Source organism: Mesorhizobium sp. M0800, assembly GCF_040320095.1.
In the GTDB taxonomy this organism is placed as follows: domain Bacteria; phylum Pseudomonadota; class Alphaproteobacteria; order Rhizobiales; family Rhizobiaceae; genus Mesorhizobium.
Genome location: NZ_JAMYOZ010000031.1, coordinates 1 through 25485 on the forward strand (window position 1 = coordinate 1; position 25485 = coordinate 25485).

The 25485-nt window shown below is 63.9% G+C and carries 24 protein-coding genes and 1 pseudogene; 8 read left to right on the forward strand and 17 right to left on the reverse strand.

The genetic code is table 11. The annotated features are described in order from the left end of the window. Nucleotides 1-150: 150 nt before the first annotated feature. The 3 genes from NKI18_RS26990 to NKI18_RS27000 form a co-directional block, all read right to left on the reverse strand. On the reverse strand, nt 151-1164 hold the full coding sequence (locus tag NKI18_RS26990) for a substrate-binding domain-containing protein (protein WP_352619528.1): 1014 nt from the start codon (nt 1162-1164) through the stop codon (nt 151-153). 170 nt (nt 1165-1334) lie between these two features. After that, the gene (locus tag NKI18_RS26995; protein WP_502896976.1) at nt 1335-2240 is read right to left on the reverse strand and encodes a sugar phosphate isomerase/epimerase family protein; all 906 of its coding nucleotides are present in this window, start codon (nt 2238-2240) and stop codon (nt 1335-1337) included. After that, nucleotides 2240-3274, reverse strand: a complete 1035-nt coding sequence (locus tag NKI18_RS27000; protein ID WP_352619526.1) for a Gfo/Idh/MocA family protein — start codon at nt 3272-3274, stop codon at nt 2240-2242. The genes NKI18_RS26995 and NKI18_RS27000 overlap by 1 nt, the downstream gene beginning before the upstream one ends. Before the next feature lie 196 nt (nt 3275-3470). Here NKI18_RS27000 and NKI18_RS27005 point away from each other — a divergent pair, with 196 nt between their 5' ends. Next, nucleotides 3471-4496 (forward strand): LacI family DNA-binding transcriptional regulator, encoded by a 1026-nt coding sequence (locus NKI18_RS27005; RefSeq protein ID WP_352619525.1) that lies wholly within the window; start codon nt 3471-3473, stop codon nt 4494-4496. Between the two features lie 32 nt (nt 4497-4528). Here the strand turns inward: NKI18_RS27005 and NKI18_RS27010 are convergent, their stop codons facing one another. Genes NKI18_RS27010 through NKI18_RS27035 form a run of 6 tightly spaced genes read right to left on the reverse strand, consistent with a single transcriptional unit; the run spans nt 4529 to nt 11002 of the window. Continuing rightward, nucleotides 4529-5425 (reverse strand): ribokinase, encoded by an 897-nt coding sequence (locus NKI18_RS27010; protein ID WP_352619524.1) that lies wholly within the window; start codon nt 5423-5425, stop codon nt 4529-4531. 31 nt (nt 5426-5456) lie between these two features. Further along, the gene (locus NKI18_RS27015; protein WP_352619523.1) at nt 5457-6332 is read right to left on the reverse strand and encodes a MurR/RpiR family transcriptional regulator; all 876 of its coding nucleotides are present in this window, start codon (nt 6330-6332) and stop codon (nt 5457-5459) included. After that, entirely contained in the window at nt 6329-7306 is a 978-nt protein-coding gene (locus NKI18_RS27020; protein WP_352619522.1) for an ABC transporter permease, read from the reverse strand. The genes NKI18_RS27015 and NKI18_RS27020 overlap by 4 nt, the downstream gene beginning before the upstream one ends. Before the next feature lie 16 nt (nt 7307-7322). Further along, nucleotides 7323-8855 carry a sugar ABC transporter ATP-binding protein gene (locus tag NKI18_RS27025; protein WP_352619521.1) on the reverse strand — a complete coding sequence of 511 codons (1533 nt, stop codon included), beginning with the start codon at nt 8853-8855 and terminating at the stop codon, nt 7323-7325. Nucleotides 8856-8911: 56 nt separating this feature from the next. Continuing rightward, nucleotides 8912-9970 carry a sugar ABC transporter substrate-binding protein gene (locus NKI18_RS27030; RefSeq protein WP_352619520.1) on the reverse strand — a complete coding sequence of 353 codons (1059 nt, stop codon included), beginning with the start codon at nt 9968-9970 and terminating at the stop codon, nt 8912-8914. A 42-nt stretch (nt 9971-10012) separates the two neighbouring features. Then, nucleotides 10013-11002, reverse strand: coding sequence for a TIM barrel protein (locus NKI18_RS27035; protein ID WP_352619519.1), 990 nt, complete (start codon nt 11000-11002; stop codon nt 10013-10015). 248 nt (nt 11003-11250) lie between these two features. Between NKI18_RS27035 and NKI18_RS27040 the strand changes: the two genes are divergently transcribed. After that, nucleotides 11251-12729 carry an esterase-like activity of phytase family protein gene (locus tag NKI18_RS27040; protein WP_352619518.1) on the forward strand — a complete coding sequence of 493 codons (1479 nt, stop codon included), beginning with the start codon at nt 11251-11253 and terminating at the stop codon, nt 12727-12729. Nucleotides 12730-12875: 146 nt separating this feature from the next. Here the strand turns inward: NKI18_RS27040 and NKI18_RS27045 are convergent. Further along, a pseudogene (locus NKI18_RS27045) lies at nt 12876-13663 on the reverse strand (L,D-transpeptidase). Between the two features lie 190 nt (nt 13664-13853). On the opposite strand from NKI18_RS27045, the gene NKI18_RS27050 reads away from it, so the two are divergent. Continuing rightward, nucleotides 13854-15326, forward strand: coding sequence for an MATE family efflux transporter (locus NKI18_RS27050; protein WP_352619517.1), 1473 nt, complete (start codon nt 13854-13856; stop codon nt 15324-15326). Nucleotides 15327-15335: 9 nt separating this feature from the next. On the opposite strand, the gene NKI18_RS27055 is transcribed toward NKI18_RS27050, so the two are convergent. Further along, entirely contained in the window at nt 15336-16544 is a 1209-nt protein-coding gene (locus NKI18_RS27055) for an MFS transporter (RefSeq protein WP_352619516.1), read from the reverse strand. Between the two features lie 157 nt (nt 16545-16701). On the opposite strand from NKI18_RS27055, the gene NKI18_RS27060 reads away from it, so the two are divergent. Then, nucleotides 16702-17277 carry a TMEM175 family protein gene (locus NKI18_RS27060; protein ID WP_023676740.1) on the forward strand — a complete coding sequence of 192 codons (576 nt, stop codon included), beginning with the start codon at nt 16702-16704 and terminating at the stop codon, nt 17275-17277. Nucleotides 17278-17284: 7 nt separating this feature from the next. On the opposite strand, the gene NKI18_RS27065 is transcribed toward NKI18_RS27060, so the two are convergent. Next, nucleotides 17285-17566 carry a hypothetical protein gene (locus NKI18_RS27065; RefSeq protein WP_023721174.1) on the reverse strand — a complete coding sequence of 94 codons (282 nt, stop codon included), beginning with the start codon at nt 17564-17566 and terminating at the stop codon, nt 17285-17287. A 128-nt stretch (nt 17567-17694) separates the two neighbouring features. Here NKI18_RS27065 and NKI18_RS27070 point away from each other — a divergent pair, with 128 nt between their 5' ends. Further along, on the forward strand, nt 17695-18567 hold the full coding sequence (locus NKI18_RS27070; protein ID WP_352619515.1) for an SDR family NAD(P)-dependent oxidoreductase: 873 nt from the start codon (nt 17695-17697) through the stop codon (nt 18565-18567). A gap of 69 nt (nt 18568-18636) precedes the next feature. Here the strand turns inward: NKI18_RS27070 and NKI18_RS27075 are convergent, their stop codons facing one another. From NKI18_RS27075 to NKI18_RS27085, 3 genes are all read right to left on the reverse strand, one after another. After that, nucleotides 18637-19068 carry a low affinity iron permease family protein gene (locus NKI18_RS27075; RefSeq protein ID WP_031211766.1) on the reverse strand — a complete coding sequence of 144 codons (432 nt, stop codon included), beginning with the start codon at nt 19066-19068 and terminating at the stop codon, nt 18637-18639. A 167-nt stretch (nt 19069-19235) separates the two neighbouring features. After that, the gene (locus NKI18_RS27080; RefSeq protein WP_352619514.1) at nt 19236-19877 is read right to left on the reverse strand and encodes a DapH/DapD/GlmU-related protein; all 642 of its coding nucleotides are present in this window, start codon (nt 19875-19877) and stop codon (nt 19236-19238) included. A 96-nt stretch (nt 19878-19973) separates the two neighbouring features. Then, nucleotides 19974-20462 carry a CreA family protein gene (locus NKI18_RS27085; RefSeq protein ID WP_023676745.1) on the reverse strand — a complete coding sequence of 163 codons (489 nt, stop codon included), beginning with the start codon at nt 20460-20462 and terminating at the stop codon, nt 19974-19976. A 205-nt stretch (nt 20463-20667) separates the two neighbouring features. Between NKI18_RS27085 and NKI18_RS27090 the strand changes: the two genes are divergently transcribed. Together NKI18_RS27090 and NKI18_RS27095 are read left to right on the forward strand one after the other, a co-directional pair. Then, a complete protein-coding gene (locus NKI18_RS27090) occupies nt 20668-21246 on the forward strand; it encodes an SCO family protein (protein ID WP_352619513.1) in 579 nt (192 codons plus the stop codon). A gap of 11 nt (nt 21247-21257) precedes the next feature. After that, nucleotides 21258-22130 carry a 50S ribosomal protein L11 methyltransferase gene (locus NKI18_RS27095; protein ID WP_352570474.1) on the forward strand — a complete coding sequence of 291 codons (873 nt, stop codon included), beginning with the start codon at nt 21258-21260 and terminating at the stop codon, nt 22128-22130. 39 nt (nt 22131-22169) lie between these two features. On the opposite strand, the gene NKI18_RS27100 is transcribed toward NKI18_RS27095, so the two are convergent. Continuing rightward, a complete protein-coding gene (locus NKI18_RS27100; protein ID WP_352619512.1) occupies nt 22170-22514 on the reverse strand; it encodes a hypothetical protein in 345 nt (114 codons plus the stop codon). 36 nt (nt 22515-22550) lie between these two features. On the opposite strand from NKI18_RS27100, the gene NKI18_RS27105 reads away from it, so the two are divergent. Next, nucleotides 22551-24395, forward strand: a complete 1845-nt coding sequence (locus NKI18_RS27105) for an aminopeptidase P family protein (RefSeq protein WP_353021195.1) — start codon at nt 22551-22553, stop codon at nt 24393-24395. On the opposite strand, the gene NKI18_RS27110 is transcribed toward NKI18_RS27105, so the two are convergent. After that, nucleotides 24385-25275, reverse strand: coding sequence for a LysR family transcriptional regulator (locus tag NKI18_RS27110; RefSeq protein WP_352619510.1), 891 nt, complete (start codon nt 25273-25275; stop codon nt 24385-24387). The two genes, NKI18_RS27105 and NKI18_RS27110, sit on opposite strands and share 11 nt — an antisense overlap. Between the last annotated feature and the right edge of the window lie 210 nt (nt 25276-25485).

The following is a 25485-nucleotide window of genomic DNA, read 5'->3' on the forward strand; positions in this document are numbered from 1 at the left end:
TTGGTGTTCTTTTTTCATCGTGGCCGGGGTGTCGGCGTCGTTGCTGGTGGTGGCGGGCGCGTCGGGGGCCGGGGCGTTGGTGGGGGGGGCGGGCCGGGGGGGGGGGGGCGGGCGGGCCGGGCCCCCCCCCCCCCCCCACGGCTTGGGAGGTCAGCGCAGCGCCTGTTTGGCGAGCTCGGCGACGATCTCGTAATTCTGTGGCGTGACGAAACCAGCGCCGGTGTCGACGGTCATCGGCGCAAGGCCGAGCACCACCTGCTGGCAGAGGCTGAGGATCGGCAGATAGCCTTGCAGGAACGGCTGCTGGTCGGCCGTCAGCTGGACCCAGCCGCCCTTGAAGCCCTCGACGATCTGCGGGCTGGTGTCGAAGCCGAAGTTGAAGATATCGCCCGGCTTCCTGCCCGCCGCCTGCATGTAAGTCGGGACGTTGCCCAGCATCTGCCCGCCGGGATAGCCAACTGCCTTGACGTCGGGATTGTTGAGCAGTGCCGCGGTGATCACCGGAATGGCCAGATTTGGGTCGGAAGCCCATTCACCGCTTGGCGGCGAGGAGAGCTGTATGACCTCGACGCCCGCTTCCTTGAGGGCAGCGACAGTGCCGCGCTCGCGCGCGCCGCGGCTCTCGTTCTCGAACGGGCCGATCATGATCGCCTTGTCGCCGGCCTTGAGCCCGGCCAGCTTGACCGCCTCGGCGCCGAGCGCGCGGCCCTGCTGCTCCTGCTGGGCGCCGACATAGCCGCCGCCGAACGCCGCCGTGACCTTCGGCACCGGCACGTTCTGGTACATCATCTTGATGCCGTCCTTGTGCGCCTGTTCGGCCAGCGGCATGATCGAAGCGTCGCCCGGGTGGCCCATCATGGCGATGCCGCCGGGCTTGACCGCGACAGCCTCGCGCAATTGCTGCACCATCTTCTCGACATCCCACTGGGAAAAGATGTAGTCGACCTTCGGCCCGAGATCGGCCGCCGCCTGCTTCGCGCCATTATAGACGATCGTGCCGAAGGCATCGCCCTCGGCGCCGCCGACGAAGAAACGGATATGGACATCCTTGCACCACTGGGCATCGAGCGCCTGCGCCGGCAAGGTCGAGAGTGCGGCGGCGAGTGCCGTGGCGGCCGCCGCGACGGTCGAGCGCAGAACTGTCCTTCTCATCGTAATGCTCATGCACTTATCCTCCCTTTGTTTCCCTCGCTAGCCGAGGGGTTTTGACGATCGCTTCGGCATTGCGCCGCAATCTTTCTCTGGCCGGCACCTCCCGCCGGCTTGTCCTGTTTTTATGCATGTGATTATCGCAAAACCGCTGGGCACTTTTGCGATAATCACATGCATTAGCCTCACACCGGGTTCGGCAGATAGCTCGCGCCTCCCCGGCATTGTTGGAGATAATCCAGTGCCCGCGCCTGGCCGGTGATCTCGAGATCGCCGCGGTAGACCGGGTCGTGCCAGCCCTCGATGTCGATGGCGCCCTTGTAGCCGGCCAGCCGCAGCTCGCTGATCACCCGCGTCCAGTCGCTATCGCCGAAGCCAGGGGTGCGCATCTGAACGAACGGCAGGCGGCCGAACACGCCATGTTCGCGGATCACGTCCCAGCGCACCGTCGCGTCCTTGCCGTGGACGTGGAAGATACGCGGCGCCCATTTGCGGATCTGCGGGATCGGATCGATCAGATAGACCAGCTGGTGGCAGGGCTCCCACTCCAGGCCGAGATTGTCGTCCGGCAATTCGTTGAACATCAGCTCCCAGGCGTCCGGATTGTGGGCGATGTTCCAGTCGCCGCTGGCCCAGTTGCCGTCCATGGCGCAGTTCTCGAAGGCGATGCGCACGCCCTTGTCGGCGGCCCGCTTTGCCAGCTTCCCCCAGACTTCGCGGAAGCGCGGCAGGCTGTCGGGCAGCGGCTTGCCGCGGATGCGGCCGGTAAAGCCGCTGACCACATTGGTGCCGAACAGATGCGCGTTGTCGATGATCGTTTCCCAGGCCTGGAGGACGCCGCGATCGACCTCGCCGCTCTCCAGCGGATTGCCGAACACCCCGATTGACGAGACGACGACATCGGCATCGCCGATCGCCTCGCGGATCTCGCCTGCCAGCCGTGGAATGTCCTTGCCGCCCAGCGTCTGCCAGAAGAACGGCTGGATGCTCTCGAAGCCGAGCGGCAGGATCTGCCTGACATAGGCGGCCGGGTCGTCCAGATTGGCCCGCACCATTGTGCCGATCCTGATGTCGAGCAGCGGGTTTGGCATCATGATCCTTCCTGTGCAGCGATGGCGACCCGGCGCCCGGTTTCGGCGCTCTCGATCGCAGCGAAAACCATGGCCAGGCTCTTGATGTTGTCGGCGCCGCGCGTCTCCGGCTCGGTGCCGGTCTCGACGGCGCGGACGAAATCCTGGATGATGCCGAGATGGCCGCCGACGCGATCTGCCGGGTCGAGCGGCGGCACGGCTATCGGTTCGGTCCGGTCGAACAGGCCTTCACGGACCGGCCGCACGACTTCCGCCTTCAACCCGTCCGCGCCGTCCCAGACAATGCTGCCGCGCTCGGCGACGATCCGCCATGTACTGTCCCAGCTGGTACGGAAGCCGGCCGCGCACCAGCTGCCGGCATAGGTGAACAGCTTGCCGCCGCCGAGGTCGAAGCTTGCGGCTGCCGACGACCCTTGCCGATACCAGGAGTTGGCCGGCTCCCACTCCTGGCAATAGACGTCGGCCGGTTCGCCGGCCACCATGTAGCGGGCCGCATCGAATGTGTGGATCGCCATATCGAGCAGCAGCACATGGCGCATCTCTTCGCGAAAACCGCCGAAATGCGGCGCAACGAAGAAATCGGCGTGGATGCTGGTCGCAGCACCAATAACGCCGGAATCGAGAAAGCGCCGGATGCGCCTGACGTTGGCGACATAGCGGCGGTTCTGCACGACGGCATGGATGCGGCCGGCGCTGCGGGCCGCCTCGACAATGGCACGCGCATTGTCCGGGCTGTCGGCCAGCGGCTTTTCGGTCAAGAGATGGCAACGGTGGGCAAAGGCGGAAAGCGCGACCTCGCGGCGGGCGGCGGGAACCACCACGTCGAACACCGCGTCGGGCTTAGTCTGGTCGAGCACGGCGTCGAGGTCGGTTCCGATGACGGCGCCGGAAAGCTCGTATTCGCGCGCCCTCGCCCGCGCCCTTTCGGCGTCGATATCGACCAGGCCGACAATGGCGAGCCCGTCGATCTGCTTGGCTGCATCGAGCCAGGCCTTGCTCATCGCGCCGCAGCCGACCAGGACCACATTGATCATCCAGCACTCCTCCCTCTCGGCCCCTCCAGACCGATCGTCACGGCGTTCACGGCAGGGCCGTGAATGTTTTTCCGTAAACGTTTACGAGAACACACCCGATGGCGTAGAATGTCAATCGGCCGGCTGTGAAAAATCGTGGCGTCGGCTTGGCCCGGAGAGCAGCCGGTGCTAGCCAAGCAAGGGGGAGAACTGTCCTTTGGCGTCCAGTATTCACGACCTTGCACGTCACCTGAATATTTCGATCGGCACGGTGTCGCGCGCGCTCAACGGCCGCGCCGACGTCAATGCCGACACACGCCAGCGCGTGCTCGATGCGGCCAAGAAGCTGAATTATTCGCCGAACCAGTCCGGCCGCAGCCTGCGGCGCGGCGCCACCCATTCGATCGCCTTCATGCTGCAGCCTCATCCGGGCGACCAGGAATATGGCGAGCCGTTCTTCATTCCGTTCCTGACCGGGTTGCAGGCCAAGCTCGCCGAAAGCGGCCTCGACCTGATCGTAGTGATGGGCGCGCCGGGCGACTATCAGCAGGAGCGCCTGCGCCGTGTCGTCGAGACGCGGCGGGCCGATGCGGTGGTGCTGGCCTGGACGCGGCGCGAGGACGAGCGCATCGACTATCTGACCCAGGCCGATTTCCCGTTCGCGACGCTCGGCCGCAGCCGCTCCGGCGGCGATGCCTATCCCTCGCTCGACCTCGATTTCGAAAAAGCCGGGGCTGACGCGGTCGATCGTCTCGTCGCGCGCGGTCACCGCCGCATCGCCGCCATCCGCCCGTCGCTCGACCTCAATTTCGGCTATCTGTTCCTAGACGGCTATCGCAAGGCGTTGCGGCGGCACGGCATCGAATTCGACCCCGAGTTGATCGCCGACGGCTTCATCAACGAGGCCGGCGGCTACGCGGTGACGCCGAAGGTCGTGCGCTCCAAGGACCCGCCGACCGCCATCATCTTCAACAACGACGCGATGGCGCTTGGCGGCTGCAAGGCTTTGGCCGAGGCGGGCATCAGGCCCGGCCACGACGTTGCGGTGATCGTCATCGTCGACACCCCGCTCTGCCGCTATTTTTCCCCGGCGCTGACCGGCTTCCGCCCGGCGCTTGAGCCGATGGGCGAGCGGTTGGCCGAAATGCTGCTGGCATCGATCCCGGCTTACGCCGGCGCCGAAGGCGCACGCATCATCCGTGAAGTCTGGCCGCTGGAACTGATCGCGCGCGACAGCGATTGAATCGCGGCGGTCACTGAGCAGGCTCAGATTGATCAAGACCCCCCGCGCTTGCGCTCCGGCGTTGCGACCAGCGAGGCAGCGGCGGCATTGGCGGCGGCAAGTGCCGCCTCGACGGGCTGCCCACGAGCAAGCCCAGCCGCGAAGGCCCCAACGAATTCATCGCCGGCACCGTGGGTGCTGATGACCTTCACCGGCATCGCAGGCAGTGCGAACGCCTGGCCGCCACGGTCGCGATAGGCAACGCCCTCGCCGCCTGCCGTGACGATCGCGGCCGGATAGGAATCGACGAGCATACCGGCCGCCTTCGCAGCCCCCTCGAGCGTGTCGACGACCGCAACGCCGGCCAGGAATTCCGCCTCGATGGCATTGACAATGACGATGTCGGTCAGCGCGATCAGTTCGGCTGTCAGCTTTCGCGCCGGCGCCGCATTGAGAACGACGCGGCCGCCATGCGCCTTCACCGCTCGCGCCGCGGCAATGTTGGCGGCTTCCGGTACCTCGTTCTGCAGCAGCAGCACCGCCGTTTGCGCCATCAGCTCGGCCGCCTCCGCAATGTCCTTTTCGCCGAGCGTGAGATTGCTCCCCGAGACGATCACCGCGCCATAGTCGCCGCTGTCGTCGAAAATCGCCACGCTCATGCCCGAGCCGGCGCCCGAAGCCACTCCCACGAAGCGCTGGTCGACGCCGTTGCGACCGAGATTGTCGAGAAGCGCGCGGCCGAAATCATCGTCGCCGACAGCTCCGATCATCGCCGCACGCACGCCGGCCCGCGCTGCCGATACCGCCTGGTTGCCGCCCTTGCCGCCGCATTTCGGATGCCAGGCATGGCCGGTGACCGTTTCGCCCTTGCGTGGGCGATCGTGGGCTTCGACCATGATATCGTAATGCAGGCTGCCGAATACGGTCACCAGCGGCGGTGGAGCCGTCATGTGCCCCAGACCTTCATGAGCCGCTTGCCTTTCATGAGTTCTTATCTTTCCGTTTCGACGTTACCGCAGACATGGTGCGGCCGAGATTGCGCTCCGCCGTCTGGTAGTCGCGTTGCGCGACCGCGACGAACAGCGCGTCGAGGATGTTGAGCTGGGCAATGCGCGCCGCTGCGTTCTCACCCATCAACGGCGAGCCTTGGGCGGTCGAGCAAAGCACGATGTCGGCGACGGCTGCCAATGGCGAGTTGTCATAGTTGGTGATGGCCAGCGTGCGCGCGCCGCTTTTGCGCGCAAGTTGGATGGCGTCGATGACGGCGCTCGTGTTGCCGGAATGCGAGAAGCCGACGGCGATGTCGTCGGCGCCGAGCAGCGAGGCCGACATTAGCATCATGTGCGAATCGTCGTAGACAGAGGTGCGGATGCCGATGCGCAGGAATTTGTGCGAGACGTCGCGCGCGATCTGCGCCGAGCCGCCGACGCCGTAGAAATCGCGATTCCTGGCGCGGTAAAGCAGATCGGCGGCACGGTCGAAATCGTCCATGTCGAGGATGGCGAGCGTCTCCTCCAGCGCCTGGATAGAGGTGCGGAACACCTTCTGCACGATCTCGGCCGAACTGTCGTCCACCGACAGCTCCTGATGCATTTCGGCGGTCGGCAGGCGGCTGTATTCATAGACCGCCGTGCGAAAGTCGCGATAGCCGGAAAAACCCAGCTTCTTGGCGATCTTGACCACCATCGCCTCCGAGACACCGGCCTCCTCGGCGATCTGCTTGAGCGGTATGGTCTCGTCGAAGCCGCGCCGTCCGAAGACGGTTTCAACCACCTTCGCCTCGAGCGGCGTCAGATGCGGCATCATCATGCGGATGCGCGGTCCTACTGCTTTCAGGTCCAGCCCGGTCAAGGTCATCCACGTCCCCTCGTCACGCGATCGATAAGCATCGCGGCGAGGATTATAAGGCCAGTTGCCAGGAGCTGATAGAAGGACTGCACGTTCATCAGCGTCAGGCCGTTGCGCATGCTGCCAAGGATGACGGCACCCAGGATGGTGCCGACGACGCTGCCCTTGCCGCCCATCAGCGAGGCGCCGCCGATCGCCGCCGCCGCTATGGCGTCGAGCTCCCAGAGATTGCCCAGAATGGGTTCGGCCGCACCCAGCCGGCCGATCAGGATCTGCGCTGCAAGCGCTGCCAGCAGGCCCGAGATCATATAGGCGGCGATCTTGGTGCGGGCGATCGGCACGCCGGCTATGTAGGCCGCCTCCTCATTGCCGCCGACGGCGAGCAGATATTCGCCAAACGGCGTCTTCTTGAGGATGATCCAGGCAATCAGCGCGACCACGGCCACGATGATGACCGCCAACGGCAATCCGAACAGCGAGCCGTTGAAGATGGCACGGAAGCCGGCAGGCAGGCCGAGCACCGGATTGCCGCCGGTATAGATCAGCGCCAGCGCCCGGTAGGTGCTGAGCGTTCCCAGCGTGACGATGAAGGGCTGCAGCCCGACATAGGCAACCAGCACGCCGTTGAGCAGTCCGCAGGCGAGGCCGATGGCGAAGCCGGCGGCGATGGCCTGCGGAAACGGCACACCGGCAACCAGCATCGAGGCCGAGATGACCGCCGAAAGGGCTGCCGTCGGCCCGACCGACAGGTCGATGCCGCCCGAGATGATGACCAGCGTCATGCCCAACGCCAGGCAGGCATTGATGCTCGATTGCTGCAGGATGTTGATCAGGTTACGCTCGGCAAAGAAGCCGGGGACCAGTGCACCGAAGAGGGCGAGGATCACAACCAGTCCGATCAGCGTGCCGGCGTCGCGCACGGAAAACCGGTGCAGGAAATCTGCCCTTGGGCGCGCTGCTGTGTGTTGGGTTATATCGGTCATCCGCTGGTCCTGTCCGTTATGCACCGGCCCGACGGCCTTGCGTCTTGCCGGCCTCAATCTCCGTTTGGGGTATGGCGTGTGCGGCGATCGCCTGTTCGCTGAGACTTGCGCGGCCCAGTTCGGCGGCGACCGTGCCGTCGCGCATGACCAGCACGCGGTCGGCGAGCCGGATCACCTCGGGGAGTTCGGACGACACGACGATTGCCGAATGGCCTTCGGCGGCGAGTTCCTCGATCAGGTGGTAGATCTCCGTCTTGGCGCCGACATCGATGCCGCGCGTCGGCTCGTCGAATAGAAGGATCCGCGTTCCCGCCGCCAGCCAGCGGCCGACGATCGCTTTCTGCTGGTTGCCGCCGCTGAACAGGCGGATCGGCCGGTCGAGCAGGAACGGCCTGAGATTGACCCGCTTCATCTTCTCGGCCGCGACCCGTTTCAGCCTTTTGTGATCGATGACGCCGCGCGGCGCGAACACGCCCATCGAGGCCAGCGCCATGTTGCTGGAGATCGACCGCAGCGGCACGATGCCTTCGCGCTTGCGCTCCTCCGGCACCAGGCCGATGCCGGCCGCGATGGCGTCGCGCGGACTGGAAAGCTTTACCGCCTTGCCGTCGATCTCTATTGCGCCTGATGAGGCCCGGTCGGCGCCGGCCAGCAGCCGCAGCAGTTCGGTGCGGCCGGACCCGACCAGGCCGGCAATGCCCAACACCTCGCCGCGATGCAGGTCGAACGAAACGTCACGGACCTTGGTCGCCGAGGCGAGGCCACGCACGCTCAGCCTGATCTCGGGGGAAGCATGCGAGCGGTGTTGTTCCTGGGCAAGCTCGCGGCCGACCATCATCGAAACGACGGCCTTTTCCGACACCTGCGCGAGATCGACGGTTTCGACCACAACGCCGTCGCGCATGACAGTGGCGCACTCGCAGATGCCGAACACCTCGTCCAGCTTGTGCGAGACATAAACGACGGCGACACCGTCGCGTGCCAGACCGGCAATGACTTCCGCCAGCCGTTCGAACTCGCTCGGCGTGAGGCTCGACGTCGGCTCGTCCATCGCCACGATCCTGGCGCGGTCGAGCAGCGCCCGGGCGATCTCGACGATCTGCCGCTGCGCCACCTTCAGGCTGCCAAGCGGGGCTGCCGGATCGATGGTCGGGTCGATGGCGGCCAGGGCTTCCGCAGCGCGGCTTTCCTGCTCGCGCCGTGCGACGAAGACGCCGCCGCGGGTCAGCGGATGGCCGAGGAACATGTTCTGGGCGACGCTGAGGTGCGGCACCTGCTGTAATTCCTGATGGATCATCGCCACGCCGGCGGCGCGCGCCGCGACCGGGTTGTTCAGCGTCACCGGTTTGCCGTCGATCAGCACGCTTCCCGCCGTCGGCCGGTAGACACCTGACAGGATGCGCAGCAGCGTCGACTTGCCGGCGCCGTTTTCACCGAGCAGCCCATGGATTTCGCCGGCGCCGACCGAAAAGGACACATCGCTCAGCGCCCGCACGGCCGGAAACACCTTGGAAATGCCCTCGAATTGCAGCCGAGAGATGACTGACATTGCTTCGGTTCTCCAGGCAAGGTGCCGACCCAAGGCCGGCACCTGCCGGCCCTGCTCTACTGGCCTGCTGCCGCGTCCTCGAGCAGCGCCTTGCGCACGGCGTCGCCGGCGCCAGAGTAGCGGTCGGCATTGTCCTTGGTGATCAGCGCCTGCGGCGTGGCGACGACGCGCGGCAGCTTCTGCCCGGCCACCAGTCGCAGCGCCGATTCCAGCGCCACCTCGCCGGTCAGCACCGGGAACGAATCGACGGTGCCGGTCAGCTCGCCGGCGCGGATCGAGGCATAGGCGTCGGAGATGCCGTCGGTGCCGAACACGGCGACCTTGTCCTGCAGCCCGGCAGCCTTGACCGCCTCGACGATGCCCAGCGCCATGCCGTCATTGTTGGCATAGAAGCCGATCAGGTCGGGGTGCTGCTGCAGGATGTTGGTGGCCGCGTCGTAGGAGGTCTGGCGATCCCAGTTGCCGGGGACGCTGGCGACGACCTCGAACTTGCCGGCCTCGGTGATCGTGGTCTTGAAACCGTCGGTACGCTGGACGGCGGCGTAGACGCCGGCCTGGCCTTCGACGATGGCGACCTTGCCGCCGTCCGGCCGGTTCTTGATGAACCATTTGGCGACGCGCACGCCGTTGTCGCGCTGGACATTGCCGACATAGTGCTCGGCCTGCGGGATGATCGCGTCGTTGACGTTGACCACCGGCACATTGGCTGCCTTGGCCTGTTCCACGATCGGCTGCAGGTTGGAGTCGGTCTGCGGCGAAACGAGCAGCACGTTGTAGCCTTGCGTGACCAGGCCTTCGGCGATGGTGAGCTGGCCGAGCTGGTCGCCCTCGCTCTGCGCTGCCTGGTAGACGACGGGCACGCCGATGCGGTCGCCGAACGACTTGTAGCCCTCTCCCAGCGAGCGCCAGTATTCGTTGGTCAGCGTCTTGGAGACCGCACCCGCCTTGGTGCCCTCGGGCAGCTTGGGGAACGCACCGAACTTGGCCTCGAGCTGCGACCAGTCGATACGATCCTTCTCGGTGTCGGAATTGAGCGGCGCGAGGTCCGCGGAAAACGACGAGCCTATAGACAGCGCCATCAGGGCAGCGGTGGCGGTGGCAAGCAGAAATTTCATGGTCTTTCCTCCCTGGGTGAAAACGGTGATGGCGCCGGAGCTTCAGCTGTCCGGCCCGAGCATGGCTTCCTGGATGATGGCCTGCGAGGCGACCGCGTCCTGACGGTCGACGGCAGTGGACAGGCGATTGTCCTTTTCCAGCCGATCGACGACGCGCAGCATGCGCTTGACAGTCGCGATGTTGACTTCGCATTCGTGGACCGGGTCGAGCCCGGTCATGTCGGGGAACGTGTCGAAGTAGATGGCGCCGGCGTAGCCGTCGCGGCGGATCTGGCGCAGCAGCTCGATCGTTTGCAGCGTGTGCACTGCGCCGACCATCAAGCCGTCGTCGCGCTTGGCGTAGCCGTCGTTGAGATGTACGCCGAGCAGCTTGCTGTGTCGCGCCACCAGCGCAGCGGCGAAAGCCGGCTGCTCGTCGGCGTAGAGCACATGGGCGAAATCGAGCGTCACGCCGAGATTGGGCAGGCCGATCTCGCGGATGGCCAGCAACGTCGCCGCCGCATCGGGCATCAGGCTGTAGGAGCGCGGCTCGTTGGGTTTGTATTCAAGGCTGATCTGGCAATCGGGGTCATGCGCCGCGACTTCACGAATTCCATCGATTTCGTGTTGCCAGAGCGTCGCATAATCGGCCTGGAAAGCATAATCGAAGCCATCCTGCCCGAGCCACAGCGTCATCAGGCCGGCGCCGGCCTCGCGCGCGGCGTCGATCCCGGCCTTGGTCATGTCGATGGCCTCGCGGCGAACGGCCGGATCCGGATTGGTGAAGGCGCCGAGCTTGAAGGCCGGGTTGGAGTAGTAGCGCATGGCGAAACCATTGATGGAAAGCCCGAGATCGCCGAGTTTGCGCGCCATTTCCGCAGGCTTTTCATCGACATGGTCGGGAAAGTTGAGGTCGAGATCGGTCAACTCCGCAACCTTCGCCGCACGTGCCGCCATTTGCAGCATGGACGGTTTGCCGACAAGATCGGGCCACTCGGCCTGTGGCCGCGAGGCAAAGGAATTGAGGCGGGTGGCGAAACGACAGACTGTCATCGGCGGCCTTTCATCGTCATAACTTCACATAAGAACGATAATTTGTAAAGTTGTTAATTGCACTCTCGGCGGCGACGGATTCGCCATGCCCAGGCCAGTTGCGACCACAAGGGTCAAAGCAAGCGCGGCACTGTCACGCAAGTATCATGTTCGCGTCCTAGATCGCTTCTCCGAAGGCTTTCGCGGCATCCTCGATGCGACGCGGCGCTTTTTCGGGCCCCGGCAGCTTTGTCTCAAAGAGGATATCCATGAAAAACCTGCACCGAACCGCGTCCCTCGCTGTCGCGCTGGCGATGTTCACCGCCTTGACTCCGGCCCTGGCAGAAAACTCCGCGACCGTCGGCGGCGTCAGCTTCGTCAACAAGGGCCTGGTCGGCGTCGGCCGCATCCCCGCCAGCCAGAAGGACAAGTTCGGCGAGACGTTTGGCTCCGGCTCAGGCATGTCGATCGATGCTGCCGGCTGGACGCATGGCGCCGACGGCTACAAGGGCTCGTTGTGGCTGTTGCCGGATCGCGGCTACAATGTCGTCGGTACTACCGACTACCGGCCGCGCCTCAACACGATTGCCATCGAGTTCGCCCCGATCACGCCGGGTGCAGTGCCAGCCGCCGGCCAGGAACAGTCGGGCCTCAAGGCGACGCTTGCCGACACCATGCTTTTGACCGACGACAAGGGCGCCGACGCAACAGGGCTCGATCCGCTCAACGGCGTGCGTGCCGCGACCGACGACATGCCGATCCTGCCCGAAGCCAACGGCAAGCTCGCGCTCGATAACGAAGCGATCGCACGGCTGCCCGACGGCACGATGTTCATCTCGGACGAATACGGTCCGAACATCTACCGCTTCTCCGCCGATGGGCGTCTGATATCGGCAACGCAGCCGCCGGCGGCGCTTGTCCCGATGCGTCACGGGACGCCAAACTTTGCTTCCAACAATCCGGGACCTGGCGCGGCAGACCCAGATCCGAAGGATCCCGAAACCGGCCGTCAGAACAACCAGGGCCTCGAAGGGATGGCGCTGGCGCCGGACGGCAAGTTCCTGATTGCCGTGCTGCAGTCGGCACCCAGACAAGATGGCGGCGATTCCGCCTCGACGCGCCAGAACACGCGCGCGCTGGTCTACGATGCCTCGGATCCCGGCCAGCTCAAGCTCGCGCATGAATATGTCGTGCCGCTGCCGGTGTTCACCGATGCCAAGGGCAAAACCAAGATCGCCGCGCAGAGTGAAATCGTGGCGCTGTCGGACAAGACCTTCCTGATGCTGGCGCGCGACAGCGGCAACGGCCAGGGGCTGAAGGGCGACACCTCGCTCCATCGCGAGATCAGCGTCGTCGATGTGTCGGCGGCAACCGATATCGCCGGCACAGAGTTCGACAAGGACAAGCCGCTGGCGCCCAAGGGTGAGCTCGATCCATCGGTGACGCCGGCCAAGCTGACGCCGTTCATCGACATCAACGACAAGAGCGAGCTCGGCCGCTTCGGGTTGCACAATGGCGCGCCCAACGACCGCAACAACCTTTCGGAGAAATGGGAGGCGATGTCGGTGGTGAGCGTCCTCGATCCAAAGCTGCCCGACGACTATTTCCTGTTCGTCGCCAATGACAATGACTTCCTCACGCAGGACGGCTTCCAGGTCGGCGCGGCCTACAAGGCCGAGGATGGCGCCGATGTCGACACCATGTTCCTGGTCTATCAGGTCACGCTCCCAGGCCTCACCGGGAAGTAGCGGCAGCCATACAGGCGGAGGCGCCGAACGCGTCCGCCTGAGCTGGCGCGATTGAACGGTCGTGCCCCTTCAGTTGCGGCTCGCCCGCGAAAAGACGGTGTCCTAAGCATCGCAAAACCTGCGACTGACGATCCAGTCGAAGGCACTTACCTCAACATCTCCGCGTCCCTTGGCACGCCTGCATCGATCGGCTCGGCCGTCCTGTTCGACACGGCGGCGATCTTCCCGGCGGCCGACAGGTTCGGGCGCACGAAGACCGGCGCGACGCCGTCGACGCGGCTGTAGAGGTCGATAATGTCCTGATTCATGAAGCGCACACAGCCGGAGGAAGCGTTCTTCCCAATGGAATCCCACTCCGGCGTGCCGTGCAGCCTATACATCGTGTCCTTGCCGTCACGGAAGAGATACAGCGCGCGGGCACCAAGCGGGCTCTGCGGGCCGGGCGGCATGCCGTCCTTGTACTTCGCAAGTTCCGGCCGGCGTTAGATCATTTCCGGCGGCGGCGTCCAGACCGGCCACTTCTTTCTCGCCTGAACCACGGCGCTGCCGGTCCATCCGAAACCGGCCTTGCCGAGGCTGACGCCATAGCGAATTGCCTTGCCGCCGTCGCGCACCAGATAGAGGAAGTGCTCGGAAGTATCGACGACGATCGTGCCGGGTTTTTCTCCAGTCGGGTCGGCCACGATTTGCCGCACGAATTTCGGATCGACCTTGGCTACCGGGATTGCCGGCAGTTGATAGCCCTCGTCGATGCGCGCGGCATACATGCTTGCGGCATCGCCGAAAGCCGGATCGCTTGGCGCCGCTGTCACTGGCGGCGCTGCCACGTCCGTCGTGGTGCACGACGAAAGAGCCACGGAGGCCCGCCCAGAGCGGATGCACCAAGAAATGCGCGCCGGTTCAGGCGCTCAAAAAACAACGGAATATCGGACATGAGCCCCCGGCTTACCCATGAGATCCAGGAAATGCGGCCCCACGCGTGCGGATCAATATACGATTCCGGAAGGTTTGAGAAATGCTTAGATCAAGGCACGCCAGGCGGAATTTACAGCGCCGCATCGACCTCTCCCGTTAAATCGGCAATCATTGCGGACTCAAGACAAGCCTTCGCCGAGTTGCCTGCCATGGACGACAACATGCCCCCGCGCCGGCAGACCGGCGACCTCACCAGTGGGCCTATCCCGCGCACCCTTTTGCTGTTTGCCCTGCCGGTGCTCGGCTCCAATGTGCTGCAGTCGCTCAACGGCTCGATAAATGCCGTGTGGGTCGGCCGTTTCCTCGGTGAGGCGGCGCTGACCGCCACGTCCAATGCAAACCTCGTGCTGTTTCTCATCCTCGGCACGGTGTTCGGCATCGGCATGGCGGCGACCATCCTGGTCGCGCAATCCGTCGGCGCTCGTGACCTGCCCGAAGCCCGGCGCATCGTCGGCACCAGCGCCACCTTCTTCTTCCTCGTCTCGGTGGTGTTCGCGGTCTGCGGCTGGATCTGGGTCGATGCGATCCTCGATGCACTCGGCACGCCAGCCGATGCTTTGCCGCTGGCGCGCTCCTATCTGCGCATCATCTTTCTGGCTGTGCCGATGATGAACCTGCTCTCCTTCGTCATGACGGTGCTGCGCGGCGCCGGCGACTCGCGCACGCCCTTCCTTTTTATGGCGCTGGCCGTCGTGCTCGATGTCATTTTGAACCCGTTGCTCATCCTCGGCATCGGCCCGTTCCCCGAACTCGGCATCGCCGGCTCGGCCGCCTCGACGCTGATCGGCCAGACGGTAAGCGTGGTTGCCATCCTGATCGTGCTTTATGCGCGCAAGCACCCGCTGCGGCTGGCCGGCGCTAATCTCGCTCTGCTGCGGCCGGACCCGGCGCTGCTGCGCATTGTCGTCTTCAAGGGCGTGCCGATGGGCCTGCAGATGATCGTCGTTTCGGCCGCGGCGCTGACGGTGATGGGCATGGTCAACTCGTACGGCTCGCAGGTTGCAGCTGCCTACGGCATAGCCGCACAGCTCTGGACCTATATCCAGATGCCGGCGCTCGCCATCGGCGCCGCGGTGTCGTCCATGGCGGCGCAAAATGTCGGCGCCAGGCGCTGGGACCGGATTGGACGCATCGCCACCTCCGGCGTCGGCTTCAACCTTGTGCTCACCGGCATGCTTGTCGCGCTGCTGTTCGTATTCGATCGCGCGGTGCTCAGCCTCTTCCTTGGCAGCGACAGTGCAGCAATCGACATCGCCACTCACATCAACAAGATCGCGTCGTGGTCCTTCATCCTGTTCGGCATCACCATCGTGCTCTTCGCCACCGTGCGTGCCACCGGCGCGGTGATACCGCCGCTGATCATCCTGGTGATCTCGGTGCTGCTGGTGCGCACCAGCTTCGCCTATTTCTTCCGAAGCGTGATCGGCGAGGAAGCTCTGTGGTGGAGCTTTCCGGCTGGCTCTATAACCTCGCTCGTGCTGGCCGCGGCCTATTATCGCTTCGGCCGCTGGCGCAGCCTGCACATGATCGAGAGCCGGCCGGCTGCCGGCGAACCGCCGGATACCGGCCTCGGCGTACCGCGCCAGCGCGCGCATCTTTCGTCCGAGACACCGAACGGCTGAAAGGTCGGCTCAGCGCGCGTATTTCGCGCCAAACCCGAGGGCGACCAGGGAAAAGATGACAATCATGCCGGCAAAGGCCAGGCTTGCCACGGTCGCACCTGCCACCGTCGACAGAACGCCGATGCCGATGACCGGCAGCGCGTTGCCGCAAAAACAGCAGATGAAGAAGGCCGAGACCACTTCGGCGCGCCGGTCCGCCGGCGCGATCTCGTTCACCACTTGCAAGCCGCCGCGATAGCCGAGCGCTGCCGCCACGCCGCACAAGGCGGTCCCGGCAATCATTATGGCCATCGAGGCGAAGACCTGCGCCGCAACAATCAGCGCGACGGTTGGGATCATCAGCGCAAGCGCCGCGAACATCGCGGCTCGGCTCGAAAGACGTGCCGTCACTACAATGGTGGCGGCCGTCACGATTGCCAATTCAAAGAACAGAGCGCCGGCTTCGGCATGGTTGGTCACCTGCAGCTGCTGCGCCAAAATGCTCGGTGCGAGTGCTGCATAAAAGCCGACCAGCGCCATTGCGCCAAAGCCGGTCACCGCCGGCGCAACGAAACTTGCGCGGATGTCATCGGGCACGGAAAGCCGCGGCCGCATCGAAACGTCAGCCAGTCTCCCCGGCCGCGAAACGGTTTCCCGCGTGCGCCAGACCAGCAGGGTTACAGTGGCGAGCATCGCCAGGTAGACGACGAATGTCAGCCTGAGCGGCCAAGGCGCGTATTCGGCGAGCAACCCGGCCCCCAGCGCACCGAGGCCGAGGCCGAGAAAATTGGTGCTGGTGGCAATCGTCGCCGCCTGTGACTTGTCGTCGGTCGGGAGCAATTCGGCGAGCCAGGCGGTGCCGGTGGCCGCGCCGACGCCGATTCCCAGTCCGCTCAGAATTCGGGCGATGTCGAGCCAGGCGACATTTTCGGCGAACAGGAAAACCACCGCGCTCACGACGGCCACCGCCATCCCGGCCAATGCCATTGGACGGCGCCCGATGACATCGGACACACGCCCTAACATCAGAAGCGCTGCCAGATTGCCGATGACATAGACGGCGTAGACCACCGTCAAAGTGATCTGCGAGAAGCCGAAGACCTGCTTGTAGATGATGTAAAGTGGCGTCAGCGCCGTGCTGCCGGCGAAAAGAGCCGCAATCATGGCGGCCACGGCGGCCGCTGCAGCGCGGCCGCCGAGTTCGTGATCGCGCGTCATGACTTGAGCGTGAGCTGTCATTTTTTCGACCTTTTGCTGTTCGGGATCTGACATCCTAACGCCTTTTTCGCGTCAGCCGTTCCCCCTCCCCGGCTTGCTCCTGACAAAGTTTGGCATCTTTGCCGATGGCGCTGAGCGAGATCCTCTTTTAACTTCAGCGGATTGTCAGGGGAGATTCATGGGCAAGGGACGAGTCGAAGCATTCACCGATGGTGTGGTCGCCATCATCATCACCATCATGGTGCTGGAATTGAAGGTGCCGCATGGCGAGGATTTTTCCGCGCTGGCACCACTCTGGCCGATATTCCTCAGCTATGTGTTGTCCTTCATCAATGTCGGCATCTACTGGAACAATTTGCACAACATGTTCCATACCGTGCAGCGGGTCGACGGCCGCGTGCTGTGGGCGAACCTCAACCTGCTGTTCTGGCTATCGCTGATGCCGGCGACGACAGCCTTCATGGGTGAGAACCATTTCGCGCCGGTGCCGGTTGCCGTCTATGGCGTCGACCTGGCGCTCTGCGCCATCGGCTTCAACATCCTCACCATGGCCCTGCATCGACTGCACGGCAACGAGACTCTCTTCGCCAGGGCGTTGGGCAATGACCTCAAGGGAAAGATCTCGCTGGTCCTCTATCTTTCCGCCATCGCGCTGACCTTCGTCAATCACTGGATCGGTGTCTCGATCTATGTCCTGGTGGCGATGATCTGGTTCGTGCCGGACAGGCGCTTCGAGCGGCTGATCGAGAAATAGGCCCCGTCTAGCCCCGCATTTCTTTCAGCTTTTCCGCTACCGAAGCGGCAAGGTCGGCGTAGCGCTCCTCCAGCCGTTCGGCCGCTTTGATCACTGAAAAATCATGGCCGAATTTTTCCAGCGCCATGCGCAGCTTTTCGACGAATTCGGCCTGTTTTTCGAGCGCCGAAAACAGCGTTTTCACTTGCGCTTCGCTGATGTCGGGATTGGCAAGCATTTGCGGCACTTCGCGGCTCATCTGGTCGCCGGTTGCGGTCTGTTCTTTCAGGATCTCGATCCAGTCGGTCAATCGTCAGTCTCCTTTTTCGATATCAGCATGCGCAGCGCCCGCCGACGCGGTCAACCCGAAGATGCCGCACCGGCTTGCGCGAGCCTCTTTCCGCGCTAAGTTCGCCGCGGCCAGAACAGGAGAAAATCATGACCACCGACGCCGAGATCCAGACCGCCCTGCCCGCACTTGCCTCCGGCAATGTCGCCGTCATCACCGGCGCGGCCAGCGGCATCGGCCTTGCCGCCGCCAAACGGCTGGCGGCGATGGGCATGAAGATCGTGTTGGTCGATATTGGCGGCGCACGCCTCGATGAGGCCCGACACGCCGTCGCCGCCATCGCCGGCGACAGCGCCGTACTTGCCGTCGCCACCGATGTCTCGAAGGCCGACGAACTCGACCGGCTGGCCGAAAGCACATTCGGCGCCTTCGGCGACGTATCGCTGCTGATGAACAATGCCGGCGTCGGCAACAATCCCGGCAAGCCGTGGGAGAACCGCGACGCCTGGAAACGGCTGCTGGATATCAATTTCTGGGGCGTCGTCCATGGCGTCGAGGCCTTTGCGCCGCGCATGCTGGCGGCGGGAAAGCCGGGCCTGATCGTCAACACCGGCTCCAAGCAAGGCATCACCACGCCGCCCGGCAACCTCGCCTACAACGTTTCCAAGGCGGGCGTGAAGACCTATACCGAAGGCCTGGCGCACGCGCTGCGCAACGAGCCGGGCGCCAGTGTCGCGGCGCATCTGCTTATCCCCGGGTTCACTTTTACCGGCCTGACCGAAGGTGCGACCGAAAAGCCGGCCGGCGCCTGGACCGGCGAGCAGGTCATCGACTTCATGCTGGCCTCGCTACTGCGTGGCGATTTCTACATCCTGTGTCCCGATAACGAGGCGACCCGGTCCATGGACGAAAAGCGCATGGCCTGGGCGATTGGCGACATCATCGAGAACCGCCCTGCCCTGTCGCGCTGGCACCCGGGGTACAAGGAAGCTTTCGCGGCATTCATGACACGCAGCGCATGATCCCGAACCGAAGATCACCGTAGCAAAGAATCGGATCCGATCTTCGCAGGTATGCGCCGGACCTTTATATCACGCTGCCGCGTGCTTCTTCGTGTTCCGCTTCTTCGCCATGGCTTTCTCGGCTGCCAACTCGGCAAGCTTCTGATCATGCCGCTTCGCTGCCTGTTCGCATTTCTTGCGGATCTCTTCGACCTCGGTCTCAGTCAGGTGTTCGATACCGATGAAGGTGTTCTGGGCTGTGCTGACCCGGATCAATTCGTCGAGCTTCGCCTGGATCGCGGCGCCATCGCGGTTCTGGGTGTTCTGGATGAGAAACACCATCAGGAAGGTGACGACCGTCGTGCCGGTGTTGATGACGAGCTGCCAGGTGTCCGAAAAGCCGAACATAGGCCCGCTTGCCGCCCAGACGACGATGATCAGGAAACAGACGGCAAACGTCGGCGGCAGGCCGGCAAAATGGGCGACGTTGTTGGCGATCCTGGTGAAAAGCTTCTCAATCATTCAAACTCCCTCAACAGCCGGGCGACGAACCCGGACGGAAGCCGAGTTCATGTGTCTGCAGAAACAGTTGGCAGCCGCTCCTGGTTCCCTCGTGGCGGAAGGTCGCGGGTACATTGTTGGAGGAGCAGATCGCGCAGGCCGTCGGACCGCTTGCAGATAGCCCGAACTCAGGCGGCGTCGTTTTCCCAGCGGTCGAGGAAAGCCTCGATGGGCAAGGCCTGCATGTCGGGGACTGCCCTGGCCAGTTTCTCGAGCGGCCAGTCCCACCAGGCAAGCCGTTCGATCCGGGCCGTAGTTTCCGCGCTGAAGCGCTGCCGCACTGGCCTGGCCGGAACGCCGGCGACGATTGCATAGGCCGGCAGGTCTCGCGTCACCACCGCATTGGCACCGACGATCGCGCCGTTGCCGATCACTATGCCAGGCATGATCACGGCGCCATGGCCGATCCAGACATCATGGCCGATGCTGACGGCTCTCGCCCGCCGCCGGTCGCGGAATGCCTGATCGACACCCAGCCAGCGGAAGTACTCGTTGGGCCGGTAGCTGATTTTGTGCTGCGTCAGCCGCTCGACCGGATGCTCCAGCGCATTGATGCGGCTGTTGGCGGCGATCGAGCAGAATTTGCCGATCGTCGTATAGATCGCCTCGGCGTGGCGCTCGAAGTAGGAGAAGTCGCCAACCATGACTTCACGTAAGATGACGCGCTCGCCGATCGACGCATAGCGTCCAAGCTTGCACGCCTTCAGCTCCGCCGTCGGATGGATGCGCGGCTCGGGATCTTTCAGGACAAGGTGTTCGGGACGGTCCATGCGCGCGCTTTACGCCCGCGCGCATAGTCTCGCAAGCCGAGTGCAGCGCCGCGCATCCGTTTGGACGCGCCAAGGACCCTGTAGCACCTTAAGTCTCTATTTCGGCTTGCCGCTGGTCCACACCACGTTCTGGCCGTAGAGCGGCACGGTGGTGACCGACATTTTTGCCGAGCCGTCCTGCACCTGGCGTGAATGCGACAGGTAGATCAGGGTCTCGTTGGCCTTGTCGTAGATGCGGTTCACCACCTGCTTCTTCCAGATCAGGCTGATGCCTTGCTTGAACACCTCCTCGCCGGCCTCGCTCATGTCGATGTCGCCAATGGTGATCGGCCCGGTCTGGCGGCAGGAGATCGAAGAATCGGACGGGTCCTCGAACCAGTTGCCTTTCTGCAGGCGGTCGATCACGCCACGGTCGAAATAGGAGACGTGGCAGGTCACGCCCTCGACCTTCGGATCCTTGATCGCCTCGACGATGATATCGTTGCCGAGCCAATCGACGCCGACCTTGCCGACTTCCTCGGCGGCGGCCGCGCCGGCGCCAATGACAAGGCATGCGGCCAACGCGCCGCCAATCAGTTTTCGCAAAGAGGCCTCCTGCGGTTCGAATTTTGCCGACCTCAGGTGGGACGAACGGCAGCGCTTTGCAAGCAGATCGCCTCCCACAGGATTGCCGGTTGCGGCAACGCGACATCTTTGCGTCGGCGCGACCGAACCGCTAAGAGTGTTCGCCAAGCCAGGGCCTTCACGGCGCCAACCCGGCGCCCGATGGAAATAACGACGGACTTCACTGATGATGCGTTCAATTCTGGTCGGTATTCTCGTCCTGATGGCCGCCGGAATCGGCTGGCTCACCTTCGACTGGTACCGCGGACACTATGGCGGCGAGCCGTTCGGAGCACCTTTCACGCTGGTCGACCAGAAGGGCGCGCCGGTCACCGAAGCTGCCTTTCGCGGCCACCCCAGCGTCGTCTTCTTCGGCTTCACGCACTGTCCGGAAGTCTGCCCGACCACGCTTTTCGAGTTGGCCGGTTGGCTGAAGACGATGGGCGACGACGGCAAGAACTTGCGCGCCTATTTCGTTACGGTCGACCCGGAGCGCGATACGCCCGAAATCATGAACACCTATGTCAGCAATTTCTCCGATCGCATCCTCGGCATATCAGGCGATCCCGACAAGGTCCACGCCATGGCCAAGTCCTTCGGCATCTACTGGAAGAAAGTCGACACGAACGACGGCGACTACACGATGGACCACACTGCTTCGGTGCTGCTGCTCAACGTCAAGGGCGATTTCGCCGGCACCATTGCCTATGGCGAAAGCCCGGATGCTGCCATCGCCAAGCTCAAACGGCTGGCGGCGGAAGGTTGACACATCCGGTAATGACGCAGACGCGTTTGTATTTCACCGCGGGCAAGATCGAGGCTGACCGCATCTTTGCGGCGCTCGGTGCGGCATTCGACGATGAGGGCCTGCCGATTGCGGTGCTCGAGGTCGACGAGGACCGCGACATCCACGAAGTATCGCTCTATGCCGACGACGACGTCGATGCGGTCGAGGCGCGGCTTAGGGACATCCTTGCCGGACTGTCGCTGTCGAAACCGATAGCGCGCGAAGCGCTGCCCGACATCGACTGGGTGGCGCGCTCGCTGGAGGGATTGAAGCCGGTGCGGGCCGGGCGCTTCTTCGTCCATGGCGCGCATGACCGCAGGAAGCGCCACAGCGGCGAGCTCGCCATCGAGATCGAGGCCGGCCTTGCCTTCGGTACCGGCCATCACGGCACCACCGCCGGCTGCCTCGAAATGCTGGAGCAGGTCATACAGCGCGAGCATCCGCGCAACGCGCTCGACCTTGGCACCGGCAGCGCGGTGCTCGCCATCGCAGCGGCCAGGCTCGCGCATATACCGGTGCTGGCGACCGACATCGACCCGGTCGCCGTCAAGGTGGCCGCCGCCAATGCGCGGCTGAACCAGGTCAAGGGGCTCATTGAAACGGTGGCGGCGCCCGGTTTTCATCATCCGATCTTTGCCGCGCGTGCGCCCTTCGACCTGATCGTCGCCAACATATTGGCGCGGCCGCTGATGCGTCTGGCGCCGCAAATGGCCGGACATATCGCGCTCGGTGGCTCGATCGTTTTGTCGGGCATCCTCGAGCGCCAGCGCGATGCGGTAATCGCGGCCTATGTCGGCCAGAAATTCCGGCACGTCCGCACCTTGCACCGCGGGGGCTGGGTGACGATTCACCTCAAGCGCTGAGGCGCAGCGCCTTCAACGCAAGCCGGAATCAGCTCGGACCTAGCGCGAGTTCGCCGCTTTCTTCAGCTGTTCGCGATCGTAGCCGTGAGCTTTCAGCGTTTCGTCGTCAAAGCCAAGCAGAACGCCGCTCACATACCGGCTCGCCTCGCGCTGGCGAGCTTCGATCAGCGCTTTCACAGCGTTTCTGAAAAATCCGCGTCTAGGTGAAATCGTGGACATGACGGCCTCCTTTGCAGGGCAATAGGACTCTTTCCTCCACGTGAAGAAGGTAAGCCTTGCTGACGCTTTTTGAAATCGCCGATTCTGCATGGCCTCCATGCGCAAAGAGACACGCAGCAACCGGGAATGATCGTTCCGAAAATCGATTCCGATTTTCGAGGTCATGCGCTACGGTCGCGCCAGCATTCGAGGAGAGCCGACATGTTCCAGACCTTCGATTCCGCCGGCGATCCGGCCGTTGGCAAGCCGCGCGTAGCAATGCTGCGCCAATGGTTGGCGGCGAACGGGCTGGATGGCTTCATTGTGCCCCGTGCCGACGAGCACCAGGGCGAATATGTCGCCGATCGCTCGGCACGGCTGAAATGGCTGACCGGCTTCAGCGGCTCGGCCGGAGTCGCCATTGTGCTTGGCGAGCGCGCCGTCATGTTTGTCGACGGGCGCTACACGCTGCAGGTGCGCCAGGAGGTCGATCTCGACATCTTTTCGATCGAGAGCCTTGTCGACAACCCGCCGGCCAACTGGATAAAGGACAATCTCGGCAAGGGCGTGCGACTTGGTTTCGATCCGTGGCTCCATACGATCAGTGACGTCAAGGCGCTGAAGGCCTCGGCCGAGAAATCAGGTGCGATACTGGTGCCGCTCGAAGAGAATCCAATCGACGCCATCTGGCAGGACCAGCCCGGGCCGCCACTGGGGCCGGTCGAGATCCACCCGATCGGCTTTGCCGGCGAACTGGCCAAGGACAAGCTGGTGCGGCTGGCGGCGGCCACCGAGAAGGACGGCGCCACCCATGCCGTACTGACCGACCCCTCCTCCATTGCCTGGGCCTTCGACATTCGTGGCGGCGACGTACCGCACACACCGCTGGCGCTCGGCTTTGCCGTGCTCGCCGCCGACGGCTCGCATCTGCTTTTCATGGACCAGCGCAAGTTTTCGCGCACCGTCGCGGCCTACCTGACGCAGCTCGCCGAATTGCACGAACCAGGTGAATTCGAATCGGCAATCGTCACTCGGGCCAAGGGCGGCGCAAAAATCGCGCTGGACCCGGTTCTCGCGGCGGACAAGCTCAGAATGCTGGTCGAGGATAATGGCGGCACCGTCATTGCCACGGCCGATCCGGCCCGCATTCCACGCGCAACAAAGAACAAAGCTGAGATCGCCGGCGCACGCGCCGCACATCGCCGCGACGGCGCCGCGGTCGCCAAGCTGCTGTGCTGGCTCGACCGCCAGAAGCCCGGCACGCTCGACGAAATCGCCGTTGTCACCAGGCTTGAGGAGACGCGCCGTCAGACCGGCGAAGAAACGCAGATGCCGCTGCGCGACGTATCGTTCGATACCATCTCCGGCGCTGGTCCTAACGGCGCCATCATGCACTACCGCGTCTCCCGCGCCACCAATCGCAAGCTGGGGGATGGCGAGCTGTTCCTGCTCGATTCCGGCGGGCAGTACCAGGACGGCACCACCGACATTACCCGCACGGTTCCGATTGGCGCGCCAACCGAGGAGATGCGCGAGCGCTTCACGCTGGTGCTGAAAGGCATGATCGGCATCTCCATGCTGCGCTTCCCCCAGGGCACGCGCGGCTCCGAAATCGATGCAGTGGCGCGCCTGGCGCTATGGAGACACGGCTGCGATTTCGCCCATGGCACCGGGCACGGTGTCGGCTCCTATCTTGCCGTGCATGAGGGCCCGCAGCGTATCGCCAAGACCGGTACCGAAAAGCTGCTGGCCGGCATGATCGTCTCCAACGAGCCCGGCTATTACAAGGAAGGTTCCTACGGCATCCGCATCGAGAACTTGATTCTGGTGACACCGGGCGAGGCAATCGAGGGCGGCGACATCGCCATGCACGGCTTCGAGACACTGACGCTGGCGCCGATCGACAAGCGGCTGGTCCGATCGGACCTTTTAACCCGCGACGAGTTGCATTGGCTTGACGAATACCATGCGCGCGTACTGGCCGAGATCGGACCGATGCTCGACGGCGAAACGCTGGCCTGGCTGGAAAAGGCAACCGCGCCGCTGCCGCACGACTTCAAGCAATAGCCGCGGCGGCAACGCCGGTTGACAGGCTTTGCTCCGCAAGCAGTCCCTGCAAAGCGGTGACGTTGGGAGAACCGGCTCCCTTGCGCCAGAACAACACCGTGACGGCGTTGTCTTCGTCAGAGGGCAGTTCGTGCAGCTTTAGCCAGCGGCTTTCCGGGAAACCCGAAAGCACGCTTTTCGGCATCAGCGCTATGCCCATGCCAGCCACCACGCAACCAAGGATGGCATGGTATGAACCAAGCTCGATGGTTTTCTCGGCCATGAACCCTCTGCGCGCATACCATAGTTCCAGCCGCTTGCGGTGCGGACAGCCGTGCTCGAAGGCTATCATGGTTTTGGGCATGTCCAGGTGGCCTTCGATCGAAACGCGCGATGCCGCCGAGACAATGACCAGCTGCTCGTGGAATGCGGGCAGCTTTTCGAACGGAACGTCGGCGATCGGCTCGGCGGCGAAGGCTGCATCGAGTTCGCCGGCAAGCATGGCGGTCGCGAGAACCTGCGGATTGCCGGTGCGCAACTGGATTTCCACTTCGGGATAACGTGCGTGATAATCGGCGAGCAGACTAGGAAGCCGTGCCGCGGCCGTGCTCTCCATGGCACCTAGGCGAAGCGTGCCGCGCGGGCGTGGATCGAGCATCGCCGTTCGCGCCTCCTCCGCAAGCGCCAGCAGCCGATCCGCATAGCCGACCAATTTGTGACCGGCCGGCGATACGTGCAGGCGCTTGCCCTCCCGGATAAACAGCTGCACGCCGAGATCCTCCTCGAGCTGCCGGATGCGTGTGGTCACGTTCGACTGCACGCGAAACAGTTTTTCCGCCGCCCTGGTGATTCCGCCCTCGCGCACCACCGTGCGGAAGATGCGCAGATCGGCCAAATCCATACATCTCTCCTGGAGAACATAACGATCTTAATTATTCATTTTGACTGATTATGCCTTTCCCGTAAATCGCCGGTGTAGCTGCCGATCAACACGGCAAACCAGGGGAGATGGAAATGTCGCGTGAGCCCTTCGGCATCCAGCCGATCGATCTAAGCGCATTGACGCCGAAGCAGCGCGAAGCGCTCTATAGCGACGCCGTGCGTGGCGCCC